At 67.9% G+C, this 24,449-nt stretch carries 23 protein-coding genes; 12 read left to right on the top strand and 11 right to left on the bottom strand.

Features of this window, described 5'->3' with window-relative positions; all coding sequences use genetic code 11:
- Positions 1-91: 91 nt before the first annotated feature.
- From dinB to BLU62_RS24065, 6 genes are all read left to right on the top strand, one after another.
- Complete coding sequence (dinB, locus tag BLU62_RS24040) at positions 92-1,336, top strand: DNA polymerase IV (RefSeq protein WP_074852385.1); 1,245 nt, start codon at positions 92-94, stop codon at positions 1,334-1,336.
- A gap of 181 nt (positions 1,337-1,517) precedes the next feature.
- Positions 1,518-2,954: a CitMHS family transporter gene (locus tag BLU62_RS24045; RefSeq protein WP_074852386.1), complete on the top strand. Its 1,437-nt coding sequence runs from the start codon at positions 1,518-1,520 to the stop codon at positions 2,952-2,954.
- A 54-nt stretch (positions 2,955-3,008) separates the two neighbouring features.
- Positions 3,009-4,697: a sensor histidine kinase gene (locus BLU62_RS24050; RefSeq protein ID WP_074852387.1), complete on the top strand. Its 1,689-nt coding sequence runs from the start codon at positions 3,009-3,011 to the stop codon at positions 4,695-4,697.
- The gene (locus BLU62_RS24055; RefSeq protein ID WP_074852388.1) at positions 4,690-5,358 is read left to right on the top strand and encodes a response regulator; all 669 of its coding nucleotides are present in this window, start codon (positions 4,690-4,692) and stop codon (positions 5,356-5,358) included. Before BLU62_RS24050 ends, BLU62_RS24055 begins: the two co-directional genes overlap by 8 nt.
- 57 nt (positions 5,359-5,415) lie before the next feature.
- A complete protein-coding gene (locus BLU62_RS24060; RefSeq protein WP_074852389.1) occupies positions 5,416-6,717 on the top strand; it encodes a TrpB-like pyridoxal phosphate-dependent enzyme in 1,302 nt (433 codons plus the stop codon).
- Positions 6,718-6,719: 2 nt separating this feature from the next.
- A complete protein-coding gene (locus BLU62_RS24065) occupies positions 6,720-7,469 on the top strand; it encodes a DUF429 domain-containing protein (RefSeq protein ID WP_074852390.1) in 750 nt (249 codons plus the stop codon).
- Between the two features lie 41 nt (positions 7,470-7,510).
- Here the strand turns inward: BLU62_RS24065 and BLU62_RS24070 are convergent, their stop codons facing one another.
- Both BLU62_RS24070 and BLU62_RS24075 read right to left on the bottom strand, forming a co-directional pair.
- Complete coding sequence (locus BLU62_RS24070; RefSeq protein WP_074853226.1) at positions 7,511-8,095, bottom strand: GNAT family N-acetyltransferase; 585 nt, start codon at positions 8,093-8,095, stop codon at positions 7,511-7,513.
- A 57-nt stretch (positions 8,096-8,152) separates the two neighbouring features.
- Positions 8,153-8,767 (bottom strand): TetR/AcrR family transcriptional regulator, encoded by a 615-nt coding sequence (locus tag BLU62_RS24075; RefSeq protein ID WP_074853228.1) that lies wholly within the window; start codon positions 8,765-8,767, stop codon positions 8,153-8,155.
- Between the two features lie 208 nt (positions 8,768-8,975).
- Here BLU62_RS24075 and BLU62_RS24080 point away from each other — a divergent pair, with 208 nt between their 5' ends.
- Both BLU62_RS24080 and BLU62_RS24085 read left to right on the top strand, forming a co-directional pair.
- Positions 8,976-10,085, top strand: coding sequence for a homogentisate 1,2-dioxygenase (locus tag BLU62_RS24080; protein WP_074852391.1), 1,110 nt, complete (start codon positions 8,976-8,978; stop codon positions 10,083-10,085).
- Positions 10,082-11,263 carry an alpha/beta fold hydrolase gene (locus BLU62_RS24085; protein WP_074852392.1) on the top strand — a complete coding sequence of 394 codons (1,182 nt, stop codon included), beginning with the start codon at positions 10,082-10,084 and terminating at the stop codon, positions 11,261-11,263. Before BLU62_RS24080 ends, BLU62_RS24085 begins: the two co-directional genes overlap by 4 nt.
- A gap of 116 nt (positions 11,264-11,379) precedes the next feature.
- Here the strand turns inward: BLU62_RS24085 and BLU62_RS24090 are convergent, their stop codons facing one another.
- From BLU62_RS24090 to BLU62_RS24105, 4 genes are all read right to left on the bottom strand, one after another.
- Positions 11,380-12,231 carry a type IV toxin-antitoxin system AbiEi family antitoxin domain-containing protein gene (locus tag BLU62_RS24090; protein WP_074852393.1) on the bottom strand — a complete coding sequence of 284 codons (852 nt, stop codon included), beginning with the start codon at positions 12,229-12,231 and terminating at the stop codon, positions 11,380-11,382.
- A 195-nt stretch (positions 12,232-12,426) separates the two neighbouring features.
- The gene (locus BLU62_RS24095) at positions 12,427-13,818 is read right to left on the bottom strand and encodes an acyl-CoA synthetase (protein WP_074852394.1); all 1,392 of its coding nucleotides are present in this window, start codon (positions 13,816-13,818) and stop codon (positions 12,427-12,429) included.
- A gap of 57 nt (positions 13,819-13,875) precedes the next feature.
- Positions 13,876-14,496, bottom strand: a complete 621-nt coding sequence (locus BLU62_RS24100; RefSeq protein WP_074852395.1) for an SRPBCC family protein — start codon at positions 14,494-14,496, stop codon at positions 13,876-13,878.
- Between the two features lie 61 nt (positions 14,497-14,557).
- Positions 14,558-15,235 (bottom strand): helix-turn-helix transcriptional regulator, encoded by a 678-nt coding sequence (locus tag BLU62_RS24105; RefSeq protein WP_139180066.1) that lies wholly within the window; start codon positions 15,233-15,235, stop codon positions 14,558-14,560.
- Between the two features lie 275 nt (positions 15,236-15,510).
- Between BLU62_RS24105 and BLU62_RS24110 the strand changes: the two genes are divergently transcribed.
- On the top strand, positions 15,511-16,254 hold the full coding sequence (locus BLU62_RS24110; RefSeq protein ID WP_074852396.1) for an MSMEG_1198 family transcriptional regulator: 744 nt from the start codon (positions 15,511-15,513) through the stop codon (positions 16,252-16,254).
- Here the strand turns inward: BLU62_RS24110 and BLU62_RS24115 are convergent.
- The 5 genes from BLU62_RS24115 to BLU62_RS24135 are packed head-to-tail and all read right to left on the bottom strand — an operon-like array spanning position 16,199 to position 21,834.
- A complete protein-coding gene (locus BLU62_RS24115) occupies positions 16,199-17,071 on the bottom strand; it encodes an HAD family hydrolase (protein WP_074852397.1) in 873 nt (290 codons plus the stop codon). The genes BLU62_RS24110 and BLU62_RS24115 overlap by 56 nt on opposite strands.
- Positions 17,068-18,189, bottom strand: coding sequence for a cysteine protease StiP family protein (locus tag BLU62_RS24120; RefSeq protein ID WP_074852398.1), 1,122 nt, complete (start codon positions 18,187-18,189; stop codon positions 17,068-17,070). The genes BLU62_RS24115 and BLU62_RS24120 overlap by 4 nt, the downstream gene beginning before the upstream one ends.
- Complete coding sequence (locus tag BLU62_RS24125) at positions 18,186-19,490, bottom strand: phosphoribosyltransferase family protein (protein WP_074853231.1); 1,305 nt, start codon at positions 19,488-19,490, stop codon at positions 18,186-18,188. The genes BLU62_RS24120 and BLU62_RS24125 overlap by 4 nt, the downstream gene beginning before the upstream one ends.
- An 11-nt stretch (positions 19,491-19,501) precedes the next feature.
- Positions 19,502-20,725: an HpcH/HpaI aldolase/citrate lyase family protein gene (locus BLU62_RS24130; protein ID WP_074852399.1), complete on the bottom strand. Its 1,224-nt coding sequence runs from the start codon at positions 20,723-20,725 to the stop codon at positions 19,502-19,504.
- Positions 20,722-21,834 carry a hypothetical protein gene (locus tag BLU62_RS24135; RefSeq protein WP_074852400.1) on the bottom strand — a complete coding sequence of 371 codons (1,113 nt, stop codon included), beginning with the start codon at positions 21,832-21,834 and terminating at the stop codon, positions 20,722-20,724. The genes BLU62_RS24130 and BLU62_RS24135 overlap by 4 nt, the downstream gene beginning before the upstream one ends.
- A gap of 267 nt (positions 21,835-22,101) precedes the next feature.
- Here BLU62_RS24135 and BLU62_RS24140 point away from each other — a divergent pair, with 267 nt between their 5' ends.
- From BLU62_RS24140 to BLU62_RS24150, 3 genes are read left to right on the top strand one after another with little or no spacing between them, the layout of a single operon-like run.
- Entirely contained in the window at positions 22,102-22,722 is a 621-nt protein-coding gene (locus BLU62_RS24140; protein ID WP_074852401.1) for an AIM24 family protein, read from the top strand.
- A gap of 14 nt (positions 22,723-22,736) precedes the next feature.
- Entirely contained in the window at positions 22,737-23,456 is a 720-nt protein-coding gene (locus BLU62_RS24145) for an AIM24 family protein (protein ID WP_074852402.1), read from the top strand.
- A complete protein-coding gene (locus tag BLU62_RS24150) occupies positions 23,453-24,217 on the top strand; it encodes an AIM24 family protein (protein ID WP_074852403.1) in 765 nt (254 codons plus the stop codon). Before BLU62_RS24145 ends, BLU62_RS24150 begins: the two co-directional genes overlap by 4 nt.
- The last annotated feature ends 232 nt before the right edge of the window (positions 24,218-24,449 follow it).

Here is a 24,449-nt window from a genome sequence, read left to right on the forward strand (position 1 = left end):
TGTGGGTGTCATGCGGCCCAGCTTTCAAGTTCAAGTTCACTTGAAGTCAAGCGTCTACCGGGTGTCGTGCCGGTATGCGAACATATGTTCTATGCGGATCGAGCGACGGGACCGGCAGGACGCGACGATCCTGCATGCCGATCTCGACTCGTTCTACGCATCTGTCGAGCAGCGCGACGACCCCACCCTGCGAGGCCGCCCGGTGCTGGTCGGCGGCGGTGTGGTGCTGGCGGCAAGCTACGAGGCCAAGGCCAGGGGAGTGCGCTCGCCGATGCCCGGTCACGAGGCACGCGCGCTGTGCCCGGACGCCGTGGTGGTGCGGCCCCGGTTCGACGCCTACATGGAGGCCAGCCACGAGGTCTTCGACATCTTCCACGACACCACCCCCGTGGTGGAGGGCATCTCCGTCGACGAGGCGTTCCTCGACGTCGGCGGACTGGGACGCATCAGCGGAACCCCGCACGACATCGCCACGACGATCCGGACCCGCGTCCGCGAGGAGGTCGGGCTGCCGATCACCGTGGGTGGCGCGCGCAGCAAGTTCCTGGCGAAGGTCGCCAGCGCGGTCGGCAAGCCCGACGGTCTGCTCATCGTCGCGCCCGGTACCGAGCTCGCCTTCCTCCATCCCCTGCCGGTGCGTCGGCTCTGGGGCGTCGGACCGGTCACCGAGGCCAAGCTGCACGACGCCGGGGTGGAGACCGTGGGCCAGATCGCGGAGATCGGCGAGAAATCGCTGCGCGCGATCGTCGGATCTGGCGCCGGCCGGCACCTGTTCGCCCTGTCGCTGGCGCAGGACCCACGTCGGGTCGAGGCCGGCAAGCGCCGATCGTCGATCGGTTCGCAACGCGCACTGGGTCGTCGTCCCAAGTCCGAAGCCGACCTCGAGGCGACCATCACGGCCATCGTCGAACGGCTCGGAAAGAGGCTCAGATCCGCCGAGAGGGTTTGTCGCACAGTCGTTCTCCGCCTTCGCTTCGACGACTTCGCCCGCGCGACCAGGTCTCGGACGCTCGTCGAGTCCACCGACCGCACCGACATCCTCATGGCGTCGGCGCGCGGGCTCCTCGCCGACGCGATGCCGGTCATCCGCGAACGCGGCTGCACCCTCGTCGGGCTGTCGCTGACCAACCTCGACGACCACGACAACATCCAGCTGACGCTGCCTTTCGACACCGACCCAGGCGCCGGGAGCGTAGCGAGCGGGCCGAATGTCACCGCAGAGCAACTCGACGCCACGATGGACCTGTTGCGCGACCGGTTCGGTCGGGATTCGGTCACCCGGGCCGTGCTCATCGGCCGACACCACGGCGACGACGCACCGATGCTCCCCGACTAGGGATTCCGTAGAGAAGATGCGCGCCATATCCCCACGTTCGCCACTCCTCGCGGGGTGAGCAAAAAGCTCAAAACGATACTTATGCGCTCAAGCGTGACTGTGCCGCCGGCTCCCCCAACACTTCTGATGCGGCCACCCGAATGTGGCCCCCCTCACATCCACATCAGAATCGAGCTAGACAATGTTGGTAGCACTCGGCCTCGGAATGGTGGCCACCTTCATGGTCCTGATCATCACCAAACGGGCCACGCCCGTGGTGGCGCTGATCCTCGTCCCGGTCGCGTTCGGCCTGTTCGCGGGTGCCGGCCTCGACATCAGCGACATGATCACCGACGGCATCAAGGACCTCGCGCCCACCGCGGCGATGCTGTTCTTCGCGATCATCTTCTTCGGGATCATGATCGACGTCGGTCTTTTCGACCCGGTGGTCCGCCGGGTGATCCGCGCCGTCCGCGACGACCCGGCACGACTCGTCGTCGGCACCGCGGTCCTCGCGATGGTCGTCTCGCTCGACGGTGACGGCTCGACGACCTTCATCATCACCACCGCCGCACTGCTGCCGCTGTACATGAAACTCGGTGTGAGCCCGGTGGTTCTGACCGTCGTCGCCGGTCTCGCCAACGGCACCATGAACATCCTCCCGTGGGGTGGCCCCACCGCCCGAGCCGCGAGCGCGCTCAACATCGACACCAACGACGTGTTCGTCCCGATGATCCCCGCCCTGGCCGCCGCGCTCGTCGTCGTGCTGGCGTTCGCCTACCACCTGGGCGTCCTCGAACGCCGCCGCATCGGAACCCTCGAGATCAAGGAATCGTTGCTGGCTCCGCGCGAAGAGGTGCTGGTCGCTGCCGGAACCGGAACCGCACTCCCGCCCGAGGATCGTCGACGCGGCAGTGGCGGCTCGTCCGGAACCGATTCGACGCCAGCGGGTTCCGACGACACCTCGGACCAGGGCCGCGACCGGTCGTTCTCCGGTGTCCTCGACCCCGACCGGGAAACCCTGCGGCCCAAGCTCTTCTGGGTCAACGCCGGTCTCACCGTCGCGCTGCTGGCGATCCTCGGAGCCGACATCGTCGCCATCCCCGTGCTGTTCATGGTCTTCGCCGGCATCGCCCTGGCGATCAACTTCCCGCACGTCAAGCAACAGCAGGCCGCCATCACCCGCCACAGCTCGAGCATCGTCTCGGTGGTCGCCATGGTGCTCGCGGCCGCGGTGCTGACGGGCGTCTTCAACGGCACCGGCATGGTCGACGCCATCGCCCACTGGCTGGCCGAGGGCATCCCGGACTGGATGGGTCCGCACATGGCCATCGTCGTCGGCGTCCTGTCGATCCCGTTCACCTTCCTGATGAGCAACGACGCCTTCTACTACGGCGTGCTGCCCGTCCTGTCCGAGACGGCGACGCGCTACGGCATCGACCCCGCCGAGATGGCCCGCGCCTCCATCACCGGTCAGACGGTGCACATGCAGAGTCCGCTGGTCCCGGCGATCCTGCTGCTGGTGGCACTGGCCGGCGTCACCCTCGGCGACCATCACAAGAAGGTCCTCTGGCGGGCGGCGGTCGTCTCCCTGGTCATGCTCGGGGCCGGTGTTCTCGTCGGAGCGGTGCCGTTCTGACCGAGCCGATGTCGGTGGCGGCGCCGGCTTCGGCGCCGCCACTAGGCTGACCTCATGCGTTTACGGACGCAGGTGCTGCTCCTGCAGCTCGCTGTCCTCGCGGTCAGCCTCGCGGTCGGGTTCGGTCTCGTCATCGCCGGGGCCGACGACCGTGTCCGCGACGAGTACGCGCAGCGAGCCCTCGCCATCGCCCGGTCGGTGGCTGCCGACACCGGGGTCCGGGCCGCGGTGGCCGCCAACCAGGGCCCGGCCGTTGACGCGGCCCGGCTCGCCGACGGTCCGTTGCAGCGCGAGGCGACCGCGGTCCGACAGCGGACCGGTGCACTGTTCGTCGTGATCGGCAACGACCAGGGCATCCGGCTCGCCCACCCGGAGGTCGCGGAACTGGCCAAACCGGTGTCGACCGATCCATCCAGGGCGCTCGCAGGTTCCGACGACGTCGCGACCGACCGCGGCACCCTGGGTGAGTCGGTCCGAGCGAAGGTCCCCGTCGTCGATGCCCGCGGTCGCGTCGTCGGATTCGTGAGCGTCGGGGTCTCCACCGAGCAGCTCGCGACGGAAACCCGCAGCGACATCATCGCCACGACACTCCTGGCCCTGACGGCACTCGGCATCGGCGCACTCGGCTCGGTGATGCTGACCCGACGCTGGCGGAGGCTCACCCTGGGCCTGGAGTCCGACGAGCTCGCCGAACTCGTCCGCGAGCAGGGCGCCGTCCTGCACTCGATGGCCGACGGCGTCCTGGCTGTCGACGCCGACGGCATCGTGCGGGTCATCAACGACAGGGCCCGTGCCCTCCTCGACATCGACGCCCCTGCGGGTACGTCTGCCGCCGACCTGGGTCTCACCCCCCGCGTCGCCGCCGTCCTGAACACACCCACGGACGAACCCCTCGCCGCCACCGTCAGCGACCGCGTCGTCCTCGTCAGCTCGCACCGGGTACACGCCGACGGCCGCGACCTGGGGATGGTCCTGTCGGTCATCGACCGCACCGACGTCGAGGCCCTCAGCCACGAGGTCGACTCGATCCGATCGATGGGCGCCGCCCTCCGCGCGCAGCGGCACGAAACCGCCAACCGGATGCACGTCCTCGCCGGACTGCTGCGACACGGCCACGCCGACGAAGCGCTCGCCTACCTCGAAGAACTGTCCGGGACCGGCCCCGACGGGGCACTGCTCGACGGACTCGACAACGTCCGCGAACCCCACCTCCACGCCTTCCTCGACGCGAAAGCCGCCCAAGCGCGCGAACGCCGCGTGACGCTCCGCCTCGGCGACCAGACCTGGCTGCAGGGGACGCTCACCGAGCCCGTCGTCGCCACCAGCGTCCTCGGCAACCTCATCGACAATGCAATCGAGGCCGCCTCCGGCGGGGCAATCGAGGCCGCCTCCGGAACCGGCACCGACGCGGTGGTCGAGGTCGAGGTGATCGCGGACGGGCACACCCTCTTCATCTCGGTCGCCGACTCCGGCCCGGGAATCTCCTTCGACGACCCCGACGAGGTCTTCGCCGAAGGAGCCACCACCAAACCGGGCGACCACGTGCCCGGCGGCCGGGGAATGGGGCTGGCCCTCGCCCGGCAGGTCGCGCGACGGATCGGGGGAGACCTGTGGGTTGCCGACCCCGGTGGCGAACGGTCGCCGACACCGGAGCATGATCCGCCTGGCGCACTGTTCGTCGCCCGGCTCCCGGGCGTCATCGCGCCCGTGGAGTCCGACGAGGGAGTGAGCAGCAATGAGTGAGGATCTGGGCGTCCTCATCGTCGACGACGACTTCCGGGTCGCGGCACTGCATTCGACGATCGTCGACGCCGTGCGCGGCTTCAGCGTCCGCGCACGAGTCGGCAGTGTCGCCGAGGCGCGACGCGCCCTCGCCGATCATCCCGACATCGACCTCGCGCTCCTCGACGTCTACCTGCCCGACGGTTCGGGCATCGACCTGGTCGCCGACCTCGACTGCGACTGCTTCATCGTCGGCGCCGAGACCGACACGTCCGCCGTTCGCACCGCGATGCGCGCCGGTGCGCTGGCGTACCTGATCAAACCCTTCGACGACGCCGACCTCGCCCGCCGCCTCGCCGGGTACGCCCAGTACCGGCGGGTCCTCAGCGGCGAGAACGTCGACCAGCATGCCGTCGACGCCGCGCTGTCCGCGTTGCGCTTCGGCACCCGCGCCGTCGACCGATCGGACAGCGGGTCGCCGACCGAACAGCGGATCCTCGATCTCTTCGTCGATCCCGGGACCGCGCTGTTCGCCGACGACGTCTCCCGGGAGGTCGGGATCGCGGCGCCCACCGCGCGTCGGCACCTCGCCAACCTCGTCGCGGCAGGCCGGTTGCGGATGTCGCTGCAGTACGGGACCACCGGGCGCCCTCGACAGGAGTACAGGCTCCCCAAATCGTGACCTGAGAATGCAGAGGCCGGAGTACGCCGCAGGTCTCGAGCACTAGAGTGGACGACCATGACGACGCAAGTAGACGCCACCAATCCCGATCTGGTGACGGTCGGAGTACCGACGCACTGGTACAACCTCGCGGCTGAGCTCGAGACCCCGATCCCGCCCCATCTGCATCCAGGAACCAAGGAGCCGGTGGGCCCCGACGACCTCGCCGCGCTGTTCCCCAGCGGACTCATCGCGCAGGAGGTCTCCACCGAGGCCTACATCGAGATCCCCGAGCCGGTCCGCGAGATCTACAAGATGTGGCGTCCGTCGCCGCTGATCCGCGCCCGCCGCTTCGAGGAGGCGCTCAACACCAAAGCGCGCATCTACGTCAAATACGAGGGCGTCAGCCCGGTCGGCAGCCACAAGACGAATTCCGCTGTGGCACAGGCTTACTACAACAGTCTCGACGGCGTCACCAAGCTGACCACGGAGACCGGCGCCGGTCAGTGGGGTAGTGCGCTGGCGTTCGCGGGTGCGCAGTTCGGCATCGACGTCGAGGTGTGGCAGGTCCGCGCGTCGTACAGCTCGAAGCCGTACCGCGGCTTCCTGATCCGCACCTACGGCGGCACGATCCACCCGAGCCCCTCCGACCTCACCGAGTCGGGCCGGGCGATGCTCGCCAAGGATCCGAACACCACGGGCAGCCTGGGAATGGCCGTCAGCGAGGCCGTCGAGGTCGCCGCCTCCAACGCGGACACCCGCTACGCACTCGGCAGTGTGCTCAACCACGTCGTGCTGCACCAGAGCGTGATCGGCGTGGAAGCCGTCGATCAGCTCAACGCCGTCGAGCCGGATGGTGCCGACGTCGTGTTCGGTTGCGCTGGTGGCGGTTCCAACCTGGCCGGCCTCTCGTTCCCGTTCCTGCGGGAGAAGCTGCACGGACGGTCGAACCCGCGCGTGGTGGCCGCTGAGCCCGCCGCGTGCCCGTCGATCACCCAGGGCGAGTACCGCTACGACCACGGCGACGTCGCCGGTCTCACGCCACTGCTCAAGATGCACACGCTCGGAATGGATTTCGTCCCGGATCCGATCCATGCCGGTGGCCTGCGCTACCACGGCATGGCACCGGCACTGAGCCACACGGTGGAGCTCGGACTCGTTCAGGGCGTTGCGATCACCCAGCACGACGCGTTCAGTGCGGGCGTGCAGTTCGCACGGACGCAGGGCATCGTCCCGGCCCCGGAGTCGACGCATGCCATTGCCGCGTGTGCCGCCCACGTCGCCGACAGTGACAAGGAAGAGGTCGTGGTCATCGGCCTGTCGGGCCACGGCCAGCTCGATCTTCCCGCCTACGCGGAATTCCTCGACGGCAACTTCTGAGCATGACCCCGGCGATGCGGACGGTCGGTGTCGACCTGTCCGCATCGCCGGCCAAGACCGCGGTCGCGGTCCTCGACTGGTTCGACGACCGAGCCGAACTGGTGGAGCTGGTCGTCGGAGCCGATGACGCCGAGATCCGACGCCTCGTCGCCGGTGCGACGCGCGTCGGGATCGACTCACCCTTCGGCTGGCCGGACGACTTCGTGGAATTCGTTCTCGCGCACCATCGTCAGGGATTGGGCGCCGGTCGTCGGCTCGACGATATCGCGAACCGACGCCCGCTCGCGCTGCGTCGAACCGACCTGTGGATCGCCGAATCCGATCTCGGCCGGCCGCTCAGCGTGTCGGCCGACCAGATAGCCCACGTCGCGTTCCGGTGCGCCGGTCTGCTCGCCGACCTCGGCGTCGACGATCGCGTCAATGGCTGGGCGGTCGAGGCCTACCCGGCCGGAGCACTCAAACGCTGGGGACTCACCTCGCGCGGCTACAAGCGAGCCGCCAACCGAACTGTGCTGACCGGACTGGCCGATGCGCTGCGCACTGCCGCGCCGTGGCTGCATCTCGGCGAGTGGCAGGGCCAGATGTGCAGCGACGACGACGCTTTCGACGCCGTCGTCACCGCGCTGATCGCGCGTGCGGCCGAGCTGGGACATATATCCCTGCCGTCCGCGCAAGACATGCCGGTTGCGTTGCGGGAGGGGTGGATCCACGTGCCCGACTGCGAGCTGGACCAGCTCATCTCCGCCGGTTGAGCCGACACCGAGTGCAGCGAGGCGTCGCGTCGAAACCCCCCTTACCCCAACGACTTCCGCATCAGCACCCGCGGGAACCCATCCAGTACAGAGGTGGTGTCGGCCGCCCACTCGAACCCGGCTTTCTCGAACACCCCGCGGGTGCCGACGTAGGCCATCGTGAGATCGACCTTCTCCCCGTGATTGTCGACGGGATACCCCTCGATGGCCGGCGCCCCATGCGACCGGGCGAATTCGACAGCTCCCTCGAGGAGCGCGTGCGAGATCCCCTTCTGGCGGTGGCCGGGTCGGACGCGGAGGCACCACGCGGACCACACCGGGAGGTCGTCGACGTGCGGGATCTTGCGGTTGCGGGCGAAGGTGGTGTCGGCCCGCGGGGAGACCGCTGCCCAGCCGACCACGTCCTCGCCGTCGTCGGTCATCTCGTAGGCCAGCACCCCGAGCGGAACCCCGCTGTCGCACAACTCTTTCACGTACTCACCGCGCTGCTCGCGGACCAGTGCCCGGTTCTGTTTGCTGGGAATGCGGTAACTGAGACACCAGCACACGTTGGAAGTCGGCTTCTTGGGCCCGACCATCGTCGCGATGTCGGCGAAGATCGTCGCGGGCCGGACGTCGATCGTCATGCGTCCCAGCATCACAACTGGCGCCGACGCGGCGCAAGGACCAGATCCTGTCCGCGATCAGCGTCGGATGTGTGGGCCTGACCGGTACACCGTGCGGTACCAGATGGTGGTGAGGATGTCGATCGCCGTCTCGTCGTCGGGGATGGACCCGACGACACCTCCGCGGACGGCCAGCCAGGACCAGCACGAGGACTCGAGCGTGTTCACCAGCGCCGACGCAAGCGGCTCGAGTGGGAGGCCGACGTCGTATCCGGCCCGCTCCGCGCTGTGCAGTCCCGCCAGCACCTGTTTGATCCCCGACGCGCGGTTCGCGTGCCAGCGATCCCGGAACTCGTCGTCGAGCATGGACATCTGGAACAGGCCGATGATCTCGGGCAGGTACTTCTTGTACGTCGACCAGTAGGCGGTGACGGCTGCCCGCACGCCCGCCTCCGGGTCGGCGTGCCTCGTGGCCAGGGAGCCCTCGACCACCTCGTCGCTGAACTGGTCCAGCAGCGCCTCGAGGAGCTGATCCTTGTTGTCGTAGTAGTTGTAGAACGAGCCCGTGGAGCGCCCGGCGGCCGCGGCGATGTCGGAGATCTTGGTGTTCAGGTAGCCCAGGTCGGCGAAGCAACGTCGCGCCGCGTCGAGAAACGCGGCCTCGGTCTGTCGTCCCTTGTTCGTCGGCGGCACCGAGCACTCCTTCCGGAGACTGATCAGTTCATCGAACCACGCGTTCACTGTGGTCGGATGTGGTCCCGACAAACGATGTGGTCCTTGTCATATTCTGAACCTGAATCTAGCATCAGAAAAGTCGTACGGGAACCACCGAGGAGTGCTCCCGCGCAGGTGATTGCGCCTGTCCGTCCGCTCTCCCGACCACTCACACAGGAGTCAGCCAGTGGAATCGTTCATCCAGCACCGGAAAGGTCGCACGCCGCGACAGGTCCACCGCGACCTCGAGGACCTCAAGGACGACGAGCTCGGTCGCTACGGGTTCACCGGTCGCACCGCCCATCTCTACCGGCGCAACGACCCCACGCAGTTCCGCGCCGTCGGTACCCACACCGGCGTCGATCGCTTCGTCACCGAGCTCACGCCGACCGATCAGATCGACCCGTCGGGTGAGCCGCTGCTGATGTTCTACAACGACGACTGCCGGATCTCGCTGAGCCGCCGCGGTCAGGCCGCGCGGTTCTGGTTCCGGCCGGTCGACGGTGACGAGCTGATCTTCGTCCACGAGGGCAGCGGTTACTTCGAGACCGAGTTCGGCCGGCTGCCCTACCGGCCGGGTGACTACGTCTACATCCCCAAGGGCTGCACCTATCGGCAGATCCCGGACGACGAGTCGCTGCTGCTGATCATCGAGGCCGTCGACGAGTACCGGGTTCCCGAGCCGGGCGTGCTCGGACGGTTCTTCCCGTTCGATTCGTCGCTCGTCGGTGTTCCCGAGGCCGAGGTCTTCGAGGGCGATGGACGCGACGAGTACGAGGTCCGCTTCCGCCAGCGCGAGGGGCAGACGACGCTGTTCTATCCCTTCCATCCGCTCGACGTCGAGGGCTGGCGCGGGGATCTGTTCCCGTTCACCTTCAACATCTCCGACTACGACGTCATCACCTCCGAATCGGTGCATCTCCCGCCGACCGTGCACCTGTTCATGCAAGCCACCGGCGTGTACGTGATGAACTTCCTGCCGCGTCCGGCCGAGGCCCGCAAGGGAGCCGAGCGGCTGCCCTGGTACCACCGCAACACCGACTTCGACGAGATCGCGTTCTTCCACGGCGGCAGCATGTTCGGGATCGGCATGCCGCCCGGCCTGATCTCGCATGCGCCGCAGGGCATCCACCACGGCATCCCGGAGAAGGCCCGCGAGCGGTCGCGCCGCAAGTTCGACGAGTTCGAGCGCGTGGAGTGGAAGGTCATCGCGATCGACACGCGTCGTCGTCTCATCGCGACGCCGGTCATGACCGAGTCGGCACCGGCCGCCGTCGAGGAAGGGGCACGGGCATGACGTCGACGTTGCCGCGCCACGAGTACGAGCGCATCCCCTACTTGGTCGTCTTCGACGACACGTCGGCCTACAAGGACACCTACGGCGGCGTCACCGAGAGCGTCGTGCTGGAGAGCTACCTTTTGAAGCCCGTCGGCGTGCCGTCGAAGAACGTCATCGTCTTCATGCACCCGATCGGCGGCGGCGCCTACCTGCCGATGACCAACGCACTGGCACGGGCGGGGCATCACGTCATCTACTGCAACAGCCGGTATCGCGGCGTCGACTCTGCCCTGATCATGGAGAAGGTCGTCCAGGACCTCGGTGCCTGCGTGAAGGACGCCAAGGAACGACTCGGCTACGAGAAGGTGATCCTGGCCGGCTGGAGCGGTGGCGGTGCGCTGTCGCTGTACTACCAGCAGCAGGCGCAGCACGCGACGGTCACCGAGACCCCGGCCGGTGAGTCGCCTGATCTCACCCGACTCGATCTCCCCGCGGCCGACGGCATGATGCTGCTCGCCGCCCACGTCTCCCGCCACGGAACGCTGACCGAGTGGATGGATCCATCGATCCTCGACGAAACCGACCCGGACAAGCGGGATCCCGAGCTGGATCTCTACAACCCGGCCAACCCCAACCAGCCGCCGTACACGGCGGAGTTCCTGGAGCGGTACCGGGCCGCGCAGATCGATCGCAACCGCCGGATCACCGCGTGGGTCAAGGAACAACTCGCCGATCTTCGCGACCGCGGTGAGCCGTTGATGGAACGCGGGTTCATCGTCCACGGTACCATGGCCGACCCGCGGTGGCTGGACCTCTCCGTCGACCCGAGCGACCGGAAACTCGGTTGCTACCTGGGGGATCCGCGCATCGTCAACATGGGGCCGGTCGGCCTGGCGCGGTTCACGACGCTGCGAAGTTGGTTGTCGCAGTGGAGTTATGACGACGCCCACGGCGATGGCCCGCGCTGCGCCGCCGATCTCGAGGTGCCGACGCTGGTCATCGGCAACTCGGCCGACAACGCGTGCACGCCCAGCCACACCCACCGGCTCTTCGACGCCGTCGGCCACCCGGACAAGACGCTGCACACGATCACCGGTGCGACACACTACTATTCGGGCCGCGAGCAGATCCCGCACCTCAAGGAGGCGGTAGGCATCATCACGAGCTGGATGGGGGAGCGGGGCTGGACCAACTGAGCGCTGGGCACTGAAAACCGCTCCCGAAAACCGCCCCTGGAAACGACCCCTGGAAACGACCCTCTGCAGCGGCACCGGCGACATGGTGTCGTCGGGTCGCCCGTGGAGGGCCGATTTCAGGGGCGGTTTCCAGCTGCGGCGCGGTTGCGGTGGTAGCCCTTCCGGACTGTGTCCGCGATGTCGGCGTAGGTGGTCTCCCAGTGACCGAACACCTGCGCGTAGGTGAGCCGCATCGGTAGGTAACCCAGCGGGATGAGTTTGCGGGACCTGACCCGGTCGCGTTCGTAGTCCTCCTCGCCGGTGTGGTGGGCCCGGCTGTCGAGCTCGATCGCGAGCCGCTCACCGACGAGCAGATCGATCCAACCCACACCGGGCACCTGATGCTGCACCTCGACGCGCAGCCCGGCACTCTTCAGCCGCAGTCGTGCAGCGGTCTCGGTTCCCGACGCCGCGAGCCGGTTGCACTTCTCGATGGCGTTCCTGATCGCGAGCGGTGCGAGTCGGAACTCGGCTCGGAGGTCGTCGAGATCCAGCTTGCCGTGGTGAAGTGCTGAGTCGCAGAGGATGACGAAGCCCTCCTCGTCGAAGCATCGTGCGGCGTACTGGAGCGCTGTCGCGACGTCGTCGATGGCCGCACGCGCCGGAGTCGGGCGGCCGTGGCGTCGGCAACGATCGGGGGATCGGCGTCGTTCGTAACGCGTCACGCGCGAATGGGATTCGACGGGACTCTCGGGTATCCACAACCCGTGGCGTCGAAGAGCGGTTGCGCACGATACGACGGCGTCGTCGGAGACGATCGCGACGATCTCGGGATCGGCGTCGGGCATCCGGAACCACCCGCGTCGGATTCGATGGATGACACCGGATTCGACGGCGCGTCGGATGTCAGCCGTGGTCTCACCGGATTCCAGTAACTGGCGGGTCGACACGACACCTCCGAAGCGTTCGGTGAGCTGCGCGTAGTCCATGGGCTCAGTGTCGGGTGACCCGGGTTGTCCGAGCGGGCGCGGACAGGGCTTGTGGACAACTCCATCTGGAAACCGCCCCTGAAAGAGACCCTCCACAGCCGCCCGACGACACCATGCCGCCGAATCCGCTGCTCAGGGCGCTTTTCGAGGGTGCTTTTCAGCGGACACGAACACGGACCCGGCCGCGCGGCCGGATCAGCTCAGCAGCTTCTTCTGCACCTTGCCCATCGCGTTGCGGGGTAGCGACTCGACGAAGCGGACCTCGCGCGGCCGTTTGTGATTGGACAACTCGCCGGCGACGAACTCGATCAGCTCGGTGTCGGCGACGTCGTCGCCCACCACGTAAGCGACGATGCGCTGGCCGAGGTAGTCGTCGGGAACGCCGACCACCGCGACCTCGCGCACGGCCGGATGCGCCAGGAGCACGGTCTCGATCTCCCCGGCACCGATGCGGAAGCCGCCGGACTTGATGAGGTCGGTGGCCCGACGGCCGACGATGCGGTGCATGCCGTCGGGATCGATGACGGCGACATCCCCGGTGGCGAAGAAGCCGTCGTCGAGCCACGATTCGGCGGTCGCGTCGGGCCGGTTGAGGTAGCCCGACGACATCATCGGACCCCGCACGTGCAGGTCACCGACGGATTCGCCGTCGTGGGGCACGTCGGTGTCGCCCTCCCGGAGCCGGGTCTCGACGCCCACGAGGGGCAGCCCGACCCAGCCGGGGCGGCGCTCACCGTCGACGCGGGTGCTGAGGGTGATCAGGGTTTCGGTCATGCCGTAGCGCTCGACGATCTCGTGGCCGGTGAGTTCGCGGACCCGCTCGAAGACGGGTACCGGCAGCGGTGCACTGCCCGAGACGAGAATGCGTGCGCCGGCGAGGGTTCGGGCTGCCTCGGGTTCGGCGCCGACGCGACTCCAGACGGTCGGGACCCCGAAGAACATGCTCGCGCCGGCTTCGGCGGCGTGGGCGTAACCCGCGGCGGTGGGCTTCTCGGTGTGGATGAGACGGCCGCCTCGACGAAGCGGTCCGAGGACACCCAGGATCAGTCCGTGCACGTGGAAGAGCGGGAGGCCGTGCGCGAGAGTGTCATCGGCGGTCCACAGCCAGGCGTCGGCGAGAGCGTCGAGTCCCTCGGCGATCGCCTGCCGGGTGATCGGCACGCCCTTGGGCAGCCCGGTGGTGCCGGAGGTGTAGAGGATCAAGGCCGTCGAATCGGCGTGGGGTTCGGGATGCCGGTGCCACGACTTCGCGTAGCGCCGGACGGGAACGACGGGCAACGTGGCGTCGGCGGGAGCCTGCCCCAACCACGCCTGCGCCCCGGAATCGGCCAGGATGTGCGCGAACTCGCGCGGACCGGAGTCGGGCGGCACCGGGACCACCGGCACTCCGGCGATCAGGCCCCCGACCAGCGCGAGCACGGTCTCGACCGTCGGGTGTGCCAGGACCGCGACGGTGCGTGCACCGGCGATCCGTTCCGCGACGGCGGTCGCCGCTCCCACCAGATCCTCCCGCGACAGTCGATCCTCGCCGATCCGGATCACGTCGGGATCATCCGGTGCGGTGGGGGTCAACGTCGGCAGCAGCACCCTCTCACTGTGCCACGCCCGACACGCCGTCCCGTGTAACCCACGTGACCTGCGAGGTCACTCGGCGTGCGCGAGGGCCTCGGCGCGCTCCTTGATCCCCTGGAGCATCTTTCGCTCCATGATCAGCGACCCGGGTTCCATCGGGATCATCGCCAGCTTCTTGCCCAGCCCGGGCAGCCGGAAGCGGTTGCGGCTGATCAACCGTGTCGACTGCCCGACCGGGACCAGCGTGAACGACCACACCCAGTCGCCGTCGGCCGTACGGGTGACGAACGCGTGGTCGGGTTCGGCGATCTCGATCCGGGAGGCCTCCGCGCCGTGGCCGATCGTGTCGCCGACGGCGGGATGCTGGTACTCCTCGAGTACGCGGTCGGTGCTGTGCATGTCGAGGCCGAGCAGATTCTCGATCCAGTCATACGTGTAGGCGCCGCCCCGGGGTGACGGTCCCATCTGCGCGAGCCACGGGTAGACGGCGGCCGGCGGCGCGTCGATGGTGATCGCACGGGTGGCGATGCCGTCGGCACCCGGTAGCAGTTCGTCTCCCGGGAGTTTCGCGGCCACCTCGTCCTCGGTCGCACCCCAGGTCATCACCCACGGCCGCACCCAGGCGCAGTACGCCGCGGCGACGGTACACGCGGCTGCAGCGGCCAGACCGGCGGTGATCGGGCGATACCTCATGCTCTCCAGTCTGAGCCGACGACGCCGCGACGTCGTGGGCCCTAGGTCACTCGGGTGCCCCTCAGGGCCGAACCCAGCCGTCGGCCATGAACTCCAGGAGGAGTTGGGCCTTGTTGCCGATGGGGCGCCCGGCCTCTTCGTAACGACGCACGACGCGGCGGTAGTGCTCGCGTACCGTGCTCTCCGCGATCTGGTGCTTCTGGGAGGTCTCGCGGAGCGTGGCGCCGAGAGTGTAGGTCTGCAGGATCTCGCGTTCCCGCTCGGTCACGCGCACTCGGTTGGCGGGTGCCGGAGGCGTCGACTGTTCGGGCGGCCCGATGATGGCGGCGAGGGCCTGGCGGAGTGCGGACTCGGCGCCGGCGGCACGGGGGGCGATACGGATGTGGTCGCGTCCCGGAACCCCGTCACCGAGGAACACGACGCGCACGGTGCGCAGCATCGGCGCACGTCGGACCAGTGCGAGCATCCCGGCCGACCGGACCAGCAGGACGGCCGGGTTGCGCAGGGCCGGGATCTGCGCGGGCTCGACGAGTGTCGCCCCGTAGCCGGCGCCCTCGACGAGGGCCACGAGTGCGGCGTCGAACAGATCGCCTTCGGCGACCACTGCGGCGAGCCGTTTGGGGTGGGATCGAGACCCCGCGGCTTGGGGGGTGTCCCGGTTGACGGAGGCCAATCGGGACACGTTGGGTTGGGGGGTCGTTGCCTGCGGGCGGCGGAGTTCGTCCAGAGGGGCTGACATCGGTACCGTCCTTCTGTCGAGAAGATTCCTGCCGGCTCCAATGCTGCCGACTGTTCGACCGGACGGCGCGCTGGGAACCGTGATCGACCTTGCTCGCGATCCATGTGCAGGCGGAGAGATGAACTGCTCTCAACGTCTACTTCTCTAGAGTTACGAACATCTGGCGACAAGTCACCGTCTTTGCGACCTGATTGATAGGTAATCGGGTCACAATGCGCTCGAATGACTCCAATCAATGCGTGATCGCGCATGGATCGGCGATATCGGGCAAAATCATGCACGTGCCGAATCGTCTGCGTGTGTTGGTCGCCTCTCCGCTGGGTCACGTCGTGGCCGGCCCTCTCCAAGGAGCCCTCGAGCAGGCCGTGGTCACCGTCGCCACGAGCGAGGACGAGTTCACCCGATCCGTTGCGGGTCATGTCAGGTTCGACGTCGTGGTCGCAGATCTCATCTGGAACCGGCCCGACCTGGAGTGGCACTTCGACGGTCTCGATGCCATCGACGCCCTGAACAAGCACGATCGACAGGCGCCGGTCATCCTCGCGACGCAGGGCCACGGGCTCGAACATGATCACCTCGACGAAGCGCGACTGCGCGACGAGGTGGCCGGCGTCATCGCGAAGGCCGACGGGTTCGCGACGCTCATGAGTGCGGTGCGGGCGGTCGCGCTGGGTCAGGGATTGGCCGAGAAACCCGGGACTCCGCGTCGAGCGCCGCTGTACGAGTTGTTCACCGGGCAACGGGGACACACCGCCGGACGGTTGGCGGGCGCCATCGCCTCCGGTCACGCGTCCGACGGCGCGAGTCTGGCGCGCGCCGCGAAGGTCTCACCCAACACGGCGAACAAGGTGACGAGTCACTACCTGGGTCCGATCATCTCCGAGCGCGGTGAAGAACCCGCATCCTCGCCCATGACGCAGGCCGCCGTCTACCGCTGGTGCGGCCTGCATGCGCGGTACCTGATCAGCTGGTGCCGACGGAACGGGCACTCGGACGTGCTCGGTCTGATGCCGTCCTGACCGAACACCGGTCGTGGAACCACTCGAGGATCTCCACGCCGGCGAGAGCCCCCGTCGCGGCGGTGACGTCGAGGCCGGGCGCTGACCAACCGAGGAGCTCCAGCTCGCCGTGCCGGGGCCTGATCGCGTGGTCCGCGGCCGACAGGAGGTCCGTGTCGAGCCATCCGTCGCCGGCCGCACACAGCTTGGCGTCGGCGGGAACGGTGCCATCGTCGACGAGCCGACGACGCACCTCGGCGATTGCCGCGGACTTCGTGACCGACCGGGGCGTCGCGTAGATCTTGCGACCCTGCTGCGACGCCGTCCAGCCGCGCGCTGCACACCAGTCCTGCCACGAGGGGAGGAACTCATCCGGTTGGGCCGCCGGTTCGACGACGAGGTAGCAGAACAGGTCGTCGGCGATCCGCAGCGACCGGACCCAGGAATCGTCGACGCGGGCGCGCAGTTCGGTGAGCACCTCGTCGAGGCCCGCGCCCGACGCGGACACCACACGTTCGATCTTCCGGCGCCAGTCCGGGTCGTCGGTTCCGTCGACGAGGATGCGGCCGCCGTTGCTCGCCACCGCGTACCGGAACGGGCCGCCCGGGAGCGCGATCCGCTCGTACTGCGCCGGCGTCCGGGTGGTCGTCGGGATCACCAGGACCTCGTCGGCAAGGCGGGAGAGGAGCTCGACGGCGGTGGTGGTCATGTAGGACAGCGGTGCGTCGCGATAGATCTCGACGCAGACGGTGTCGAGGGCGGCGAACTGAGCGTCGCCCATGGCGGCCTGCGAGTAGATCATCGTCCGGTCCAGGTCGGTGGCGACGAGCACGCTCACGCGTCCTCCTTGATCAGGCCGACACACGAGTAGGCGAGGCCGGGTGAGACCTCCACCGGCACTCCGCGTTCGGCCGCGAGCAGCCGGATGTGGCGGTGTTCGGGCAGGTCGTCGTCGCGGACCAGGATTCGCCACGGGACGCGGCGCAACAGCACGCGGGTCGTCTCGCCGACGCCTGGCTTCACCAGGTTGATCGACGACAGTCCGTAGTCGAGTTGGATCTGTTCGACCGAGCGCCAGCCCGACCATGTCGGTGTCCGCTCCTCAGGCGTCATGACCGCCAGGGCGGCGCGGACCCGGTCGGCGACGGCGGGGAACTCGGCGCTCACCGCGTCGAGCAGTCGGCCGGAGACATCGAACTCCGCCAGGTCCCGATAGAACTTGGCGCCGTGGAACTCTCCCGGACCGATGTGGTCGGCGTTGAGGATCGTGCGCGACACCAGACCCGAGACGGTCGAGTTCAGGCATGCCGAGGCGATGAGGAAGTCGTCGCGGGTGCCGAACAGCGTGGTACACGAACCGGGGTCGGCGAGCACGGCCAGCTCGTCGTGCAGCAGTGGGCGTTCGGGGAGTCGCGCGTACTCGGCCAGCGCCGCGGTCAGTTCGCGCTGGATCGCGCCCTTCCCGGTCCACCCGTCGACGAACACGATCGACTCGGCGGGGTGACTCGCCACGATGTGATCCAGTGCGACCGTGTCGATCCCGCGGTCGCGCACGATCGAGATCGTGTAGTGCTGCGGCTCGATCCCGTGGACCGTCTGCATCCACCGGCGGATCAGGATGCCGACGGGAGTGCCGGCTCGGGCGAGCGATACCAGAGTGGGCGATGAATGACGTTCGGCGAGAATCAGTTCCGAGACGACGCCGACGGCCTCGGCGAGTCGCTGCGCCGACGACCCAAGGGTCGCGTGGAAGAGGTCCTGATACTCGCGACCGGGTTGGTATTCGATCGGCAGGGATTCGGCGTAATGCGCCTTACCCGACTGGATCCGACGCTCCCGCTCGTGCAGGTCGCCTTCGAGGGCGATGTCGGACAGGTCCTTGAGCAGCCATGTCACCTCCTCGGGTGCGTAGGAACCGAAGTGCGGACCCTGCAGCGGGGGCGTGGACGCGGTCATCGCGCAGACTCCTCTCGGAAGGCTCGCAGCTGCGCCTGGTCGGTCGCCGGAAGCACCGCGAGCGTCACCGGATGACCGGCCGCGGTGAGGACGTCGAGAAGGCCGCCGGGGGCGCGGAGTTCGGGGGTGTCGGCCGGGGTGTCGATCACGATCACGACCTGCGGATCGGGCAGGGCGTCCGACGAGACGTTGTAGATGTAGCGCGGTGTCGCCGGATCGGATTCGGGTGCGAGGAAACGGAATCCGCGGCGGAGCGGGTAGCCCGGTACGTCGTGGACCTGGGCGGGCGACCGCGTGGTCGTCTGATAGCCGGTCACGAAACCACGCTGCTCGAGGCTTTCGGCGATGCACAGGGGCGCATACATCAGTTCCTCGTGGCCGATCACGACGACGGGGCGTCGTGGGTCGAGATGATCTGCGATCACGTCGGCGGCAGCCGCGGTCGCATGGTGGAAGGGCTCCGTATCGTTCCGTTCGAAACCGTGACGGCCACCGTCAGGTACCGCCTGCGGCCAGTCGAGGCCGAGCGTGGTGACGTCGGCGCGTTCCGGTGCGAGGGGGTTCAACGCGTCCGAGTCCAGCGCCCACACGTCGTCGAGCAGAGTGGGTGGGAGCGTGATCGAGCCGTACGCGAGCGCAACATAGGAGACCTCGACGCCGAGATCGGCTGCGGCCTTGGCGCATTCGGCACGGCGGTCCGGGGTTCGCATGTCGACGAGCGACGCGACGACGAATCGGGTACGCGGACGCGTCGCGAGGATCGTCTCGATCGCACCCAGTGCCGTGGTACCGGTGGAGATCTCGTCGTCGACGAGGATCAGCGTCTCTTCCGGTGTCGCGGGGTCGAGGAAGTCCGGGTCGCTTGGCGCGAGCAGGTGGGTCGTGGCGTGTGAGTGGCCTTCCTCGAAGGTCCCCGACACGACCACCCCGGGAAGCCGCCGGCGAGTCGAGTGCAGGTATCGGGACGCGGAGATCCGCTCGGCGACGCAGTGTCCGAGGCCGGTGGCGGTCTCGGCGAAGCCGAAGACGATGGCGTCGCGCGCGGCGTCGGCGCCGATCCGTTCGATGACGGCCGCACCGAGAGCGTCGGCCGCACCGCGCACGATGCTCGGCGGAGTGGGGATGTGCTTGCCGAGCACGGTGGAGACGAGTAGGTGCGCGCGCCGCTTGTTGTGTCGCAGGCCGAGGACGACCAGATCGCGGAGCGAGTGCCCGGCATCCCCGGTGCCGTCTGATGCCACGTGCACGCCGAAGCGCGTGGTGACCCAGTCCGGTTCCCGGTTGATCTGGTTGTGGCTCATCGTGTCACCGTTCACCGGACGGCCGGGCCGGGGGTGGCGAGGGCGGTCAGGAGATCGACGAAGCTCACGCCCTGACGGGTCACGCCGAACGCCGCGGCCCGGTCCATCACACGCAGCGCCCAATTCCGGTGTGGTTTCAGCTCGTTCATCTTGTTTCGATACGACGATGCCCGCACACCACCGGCTTCTCCGGCGAGGATGTCGAGCGCGTCGTGGTACTCCTCGTGGGTCACTGCGGACAGCGCGTGCACCGCCGCGACGTGGGCGGGATGGATGACCGTCTTGCCGTGCAGCCCGTTGGCGCGGTCGAGCGTGATCTCACGCAACAGGCCGTCCATATCCCGGCTGACCAGCTGCTGCCGGAAATACACCGCGTCGCTCTCGCGAAAAGGTGTGTGGCGCAACGTCGGCTGGAACATGCGTTCGTGGTCGGCGAAGTACTCCCAGACCGGTCCGGTCACGATGAAACCGGACTCGTCGCTGCGTCCGAGGTGGTTCACGATGCCCGCGATCACGTCGGCGGCGACCCGGACGTCGTAGATCGTGAGGTCGCGGTCGCGTCGGATCCCGAAGTAGCCGCAGATGTCGGTGGCGCCGATCCGGACGGCGAGCACGTTGGCGCGGTGTGCACTCAGGAGTGCGGCCAAGGTGGTCAGTTCCTCGTCTCGTGTCTCGCGATGCACGACCGACGCGGATTCCAGGACGGGCATCACCCACAGGTGCTGACCGAGCAGCTCACTCGCCTGGGTGACCGCCTGCAAAGCCTCTTCGGCGTTGGCGCAGTTGAACTTCGGGATCACGAAACCGGTCAGCGCGGATGGTGCGCCGGCGTCGAGGGCGGTGGCGATGCGCATGATGCGGTCGGCCGAACGTGGGCGGACGAACAGGAGCATCGGATCGCCGGGCGTCTCCGCGATGTCGCGGAGTGCCGCGACCGCGTGATCGATGGCGTCCGCCTCCTCGTGGTCGGCGATCGCGTCCTCGAGATCGATGACCATCGAGATCACGCCCTCTGCACGCCGCTTTCGGATGACGTCGGCGAGATCGGGGCGGGTGGCGGGCACGTAGAGCGTGGCTCCGAGAGCGATCGCCAGCCTCTGCGCGGGCCAGGTGCGATCGATCGGCTCCGGATGCCGGAGGAACAACTGTTCGCGCGTCCCGAGTCCCAAATGGTCGAAATGCCGGATTGTTCCGGGTTCGAGCCCGGCCTCGTCGTGGCGTGCCGTGGTGGTCATCTCGCGGCCACCTGTCCTCTCATCCGGGAAACGATCTCGCTGATCCGGTCGTCCACGGCCCGCAGCCGGGTCAGATATCCCCAGTAGTCGGGATGGACGCGATCGAGGTCCCCCTTTGCACGCTCGATCCGGTCGGCCTGAGCATCGAGTACCGAGCCCCATTCGTCAACCAGGGAGTGGTTCACCGCGAAGAGTTGAGCGTCGCGGAGGCGGAATCGCACGCGTTGTTCGGCGCCCTGCGGGTCGGCGCGCACCTCGCGCAGCACACGTAGCCGATCCAGGACGGCGTCGACGGCGGCCTCGGCGACAGACAGGTCGTCCCGTGCGGCGTCGGCCTGACCGATTGCCTGGTCGGGGGCATCGTCGAGCATCCTCCGCGCCGCCGAGATCGCCGTATCCGCATGGGCCAGGCGCTCGTCGACGAGGGTTTCGGTGCGTTGCAGGTCCGTTGAACAGTCCGCGCTGAACTCACGACGCAACTGAGACAGGGTGTCGGGAACGTGGGCACCGCGGGTCGCTATGGCGCTGCGTCGGGTTTCCACCGACCGGATGACCTGACGGGCACGGTCGGCGTAGGCGGGTGCCTCACGGAGAATGGTCTCGAGTCGCTGTGCCGACGTGATTACCGTCGCAGCGGCCGACTGCCGGTCACGTAAGCCCGCACTCTGCTCGAAAACACTCAAGGCACGGTCGAGTTCGTCGGTGGCCCTGATCACCGACTGCAACCGGGCGATCGTGGGACCGGCGTTCTCCAGGGCTGTCATCGCCCGATGCGACGCGACGCGCGCCTCATGGTCCTGGGCGTTCGCGGCCTGCATGGTGGCGCGGGCCCGCTGCAGGGCACCCGCGTTCGCCTCCGCGAAGCCGCGCATCGACGCCGTGACCGTGCGAAGCGCCTCGGTGGCGCGATCGAAGTCCTGTTTGCGCCCGCGCGTGCCCTCGGGTGGGGACAGCAGTTGGAGGTAGTCGGCGGTCACCTGGGCGTGTTGTTCGCGGATCGCCGACCAGGCACCGCGCAGCTGCGACCGCGGGTCGGTGGCGGCCACCACACCGACCGCGGGATCGATCTCGGCGAGGACGGATTCGGACTCCAGGAAGGCCGCTGTCATTTGTTCCGATGATGCAGGTGAGGCGGAATTCGTGCGTGAATCGTTGCCGAACCAACGACGTACGAAGTTTCCGGGCACGACACGATGCTATCGGCTAATTTCAACTCCGTATGAGGCCGGACCGACCGACTCAGGGCTGAGCGGATCAGCCGCCTCGACGGCGGGGTGGGTGCCGAGCGGCAGCGCTGCCGGGATGCGGGATGGCGTCGGGGAAACGTGAGGGCGGCCGAGCGGCGGTCTCCCGGCGGCGCGAGAGAGGCACGTCGAATGCAGTTGGTACAACGCTCCAAACGCGTGGTCGAGGCCAGGCTGAACAACACCGCGGTCCGAGCCATCAGCGGGTCGATGGTGGCCTATGAGGGTCAGATCGCGTTCAAGTCGGCCGGCTTCGGCGGTGGCGACGGCGTGCTCGCGGGTCTCAAGCAACGGGCGACAGGCGAAGCGCTGTCACTGATGGAGGCCTCGGGCAACGGCGTCGTCTACTTCGCCCACAACGCGGCCGAGACGACGATCATCGAACTCAACAACGAGACGCTGCAGGTCGAGTCCCAGCAGCTCATGGTGCTCAACGGGAATCTGCAGACCAATGTGGCGTTCTCGGGTCTGCGCGGCGCGTCGTCGGGCCAGGGCCTGTTCACGACGACGGTCAGCGGTCACGGCCAGATCGCGTTGCTGTCCAACGGCGGTCCGCTGATCCACCTGGAGGTGTCACCGCAGTATCCGCTGGTCGTCGACCCGGATGCATTCGTCTGTGCCCGTGGGCAATTGAACCAGTCCTTCGTCACCGACGTCTCCTGGCGCTCGGTCATGGGACAGGGCGGCGGCGAGGCGTTCTCACTGAGGTGGGACGGAACCGGCGTCGTGTCGATCCAACCGGCCGAGCGGTGAGGGTGAGGTAGCGAATGTTCACCAAGGTCAACAGCAAGGTCGTGTCCGTCGATATCGGTCGTAGCGGGCCGATCGTCGCCCGCAAGGGTGCGATGCTTTTCTACAAGGGCAACGTCTTCTTCCAGCCGCATCAGATCGCCGGCGCCGGAATGGGCGGCGGCATGCCGGGATTGGGTGCGATGGGCGGCATGGCCGGTCGCATGCTCGCCGGCGAGCACGAGTCGACGATGATCGCGCAGGGACAGGGCGAGGTGCATTATGGGTTCCTCGGGATCGAGGTCCACGTCGTCGATCTGGGCGCGGTCGGCGGGACCATCCGCGTCGAGGCCTCCCGCCTGCTCGCGTACGGCGCCAACCTGCAGGCATCGGTGGTCTCAGTGGCCTCCCAGGGCGGCGGTGGCGGGGGAGGCGGAGGCGGGGGCCTCTTCGGCGCACTGCGGTCCGCGGCAGCCGGTGTGGTCACCGGTCAGGGCATGTTCACGACGCAGCTCTCCGGTCCGGGATCTGCCGTGGTCCTCGGCCACGGAGGCGTTTTCGAACTCGAGGTGTCGCCGAACAAGCCGCCTGTCACCGTCGACCCGCAGGCCTTCGTCGGCTCCGCGGGACAGGTCAACACCAACCTGCGGTCGACGGTCAGCTGGCGCAACGTCGGCCGGACCGGTGGCGAGGCAATGCAACTGGAGTGCACCGGCCAGGGCATCGTGTACGTGCAGGCATCGGAGGAGAAGCTGTGAGCCAACTCAACACCGTGTGGAGTCCGATGAATCTGCCGTCGGACGACAACGTTCCGGACAACAACTACTCGTTCTGCATCGACCTGACCCAGCCCTGGTTCATGTCCAAGGGCGCGATGATCGCCTACTACGGTCAGATGCAGTTCACCTCGCTCCAGCAGGGTCTGCAGGGCCAACTGCTGCAGATGGTGGCGCAACAGTTCTCGGCGCCGTTGTACCTCGGTGACTACGTGGTGGCCGAGGGGCAGGGCAAGCTGATCATCGGTGACCGCGGATACGACATCAACGCCTACGACCTCGAGGACGGCAACCTCACCATCCGCGCCTCGAATCTGCTTGCTTTCCAGCCGAATCTGTCGCTGAACCAGTCGATCGTGCCGGGCTTCCTCACCCTGATCGGCACGGGCAAGTTCCTGGCGTCGTCGAACGGGCCGGTGATGTTCGTCGAGCCGCCCGTACGTGTCGACCCTGAAGCGCTTGTCGGATGGTCGGATTGCCCGTCCCCGAGCCATCACTACGACCAGGCGTGGGTCAACAGCTTCATCGCCGCCGCCGGACAGCGGTTCGGGGTGAGCTCAGGCGAGGAGCGGCAGTTCGACTTCACCGGCGCCGGAACGGTTCTGGTGCAGTCGAGCGAGAAGGTGCGCGACGACTCCTCGGTCCTGCGCACCATCCAGGGCCAGCTCCCGGGCCTCTCCGTGCCCGGCCTGCAACAGATCAACCAGCAGATCAGTCAGCAGCTCACGCAGCACCAGGGCTGAGGCGCCCTCATACGACAACTGCGCCGCAGATCCGAGTGGATCTGCGGCGCAGTTGTTGGTTTCCCTCTGCTCCCTGAGGTGCGAGGAAGCGGTCGGGCCGCCTCTGCTCCCTGTGTGCGAGCAAGCGGTCGGGCCGCCTCTGCTCCCTGTGTGCGAGGAAGCGGTCGGGCCGCCTCTGCTCCCTGAGGTGCGAGGAAGCGGTCGGGCCGCCTCTGCTCCCTGAGGTGCGAGG

Origin of the sequence: Gordonia westfalica (assembly GCF_900105725.1) — a bacterium.
GTDB classification, from domain to species: Bacteria; Actinomycetota; Actinomycetes; order Mycobacteriales; family Mycobacteriaceae; genus Gordonia; species Gordonia westfalica.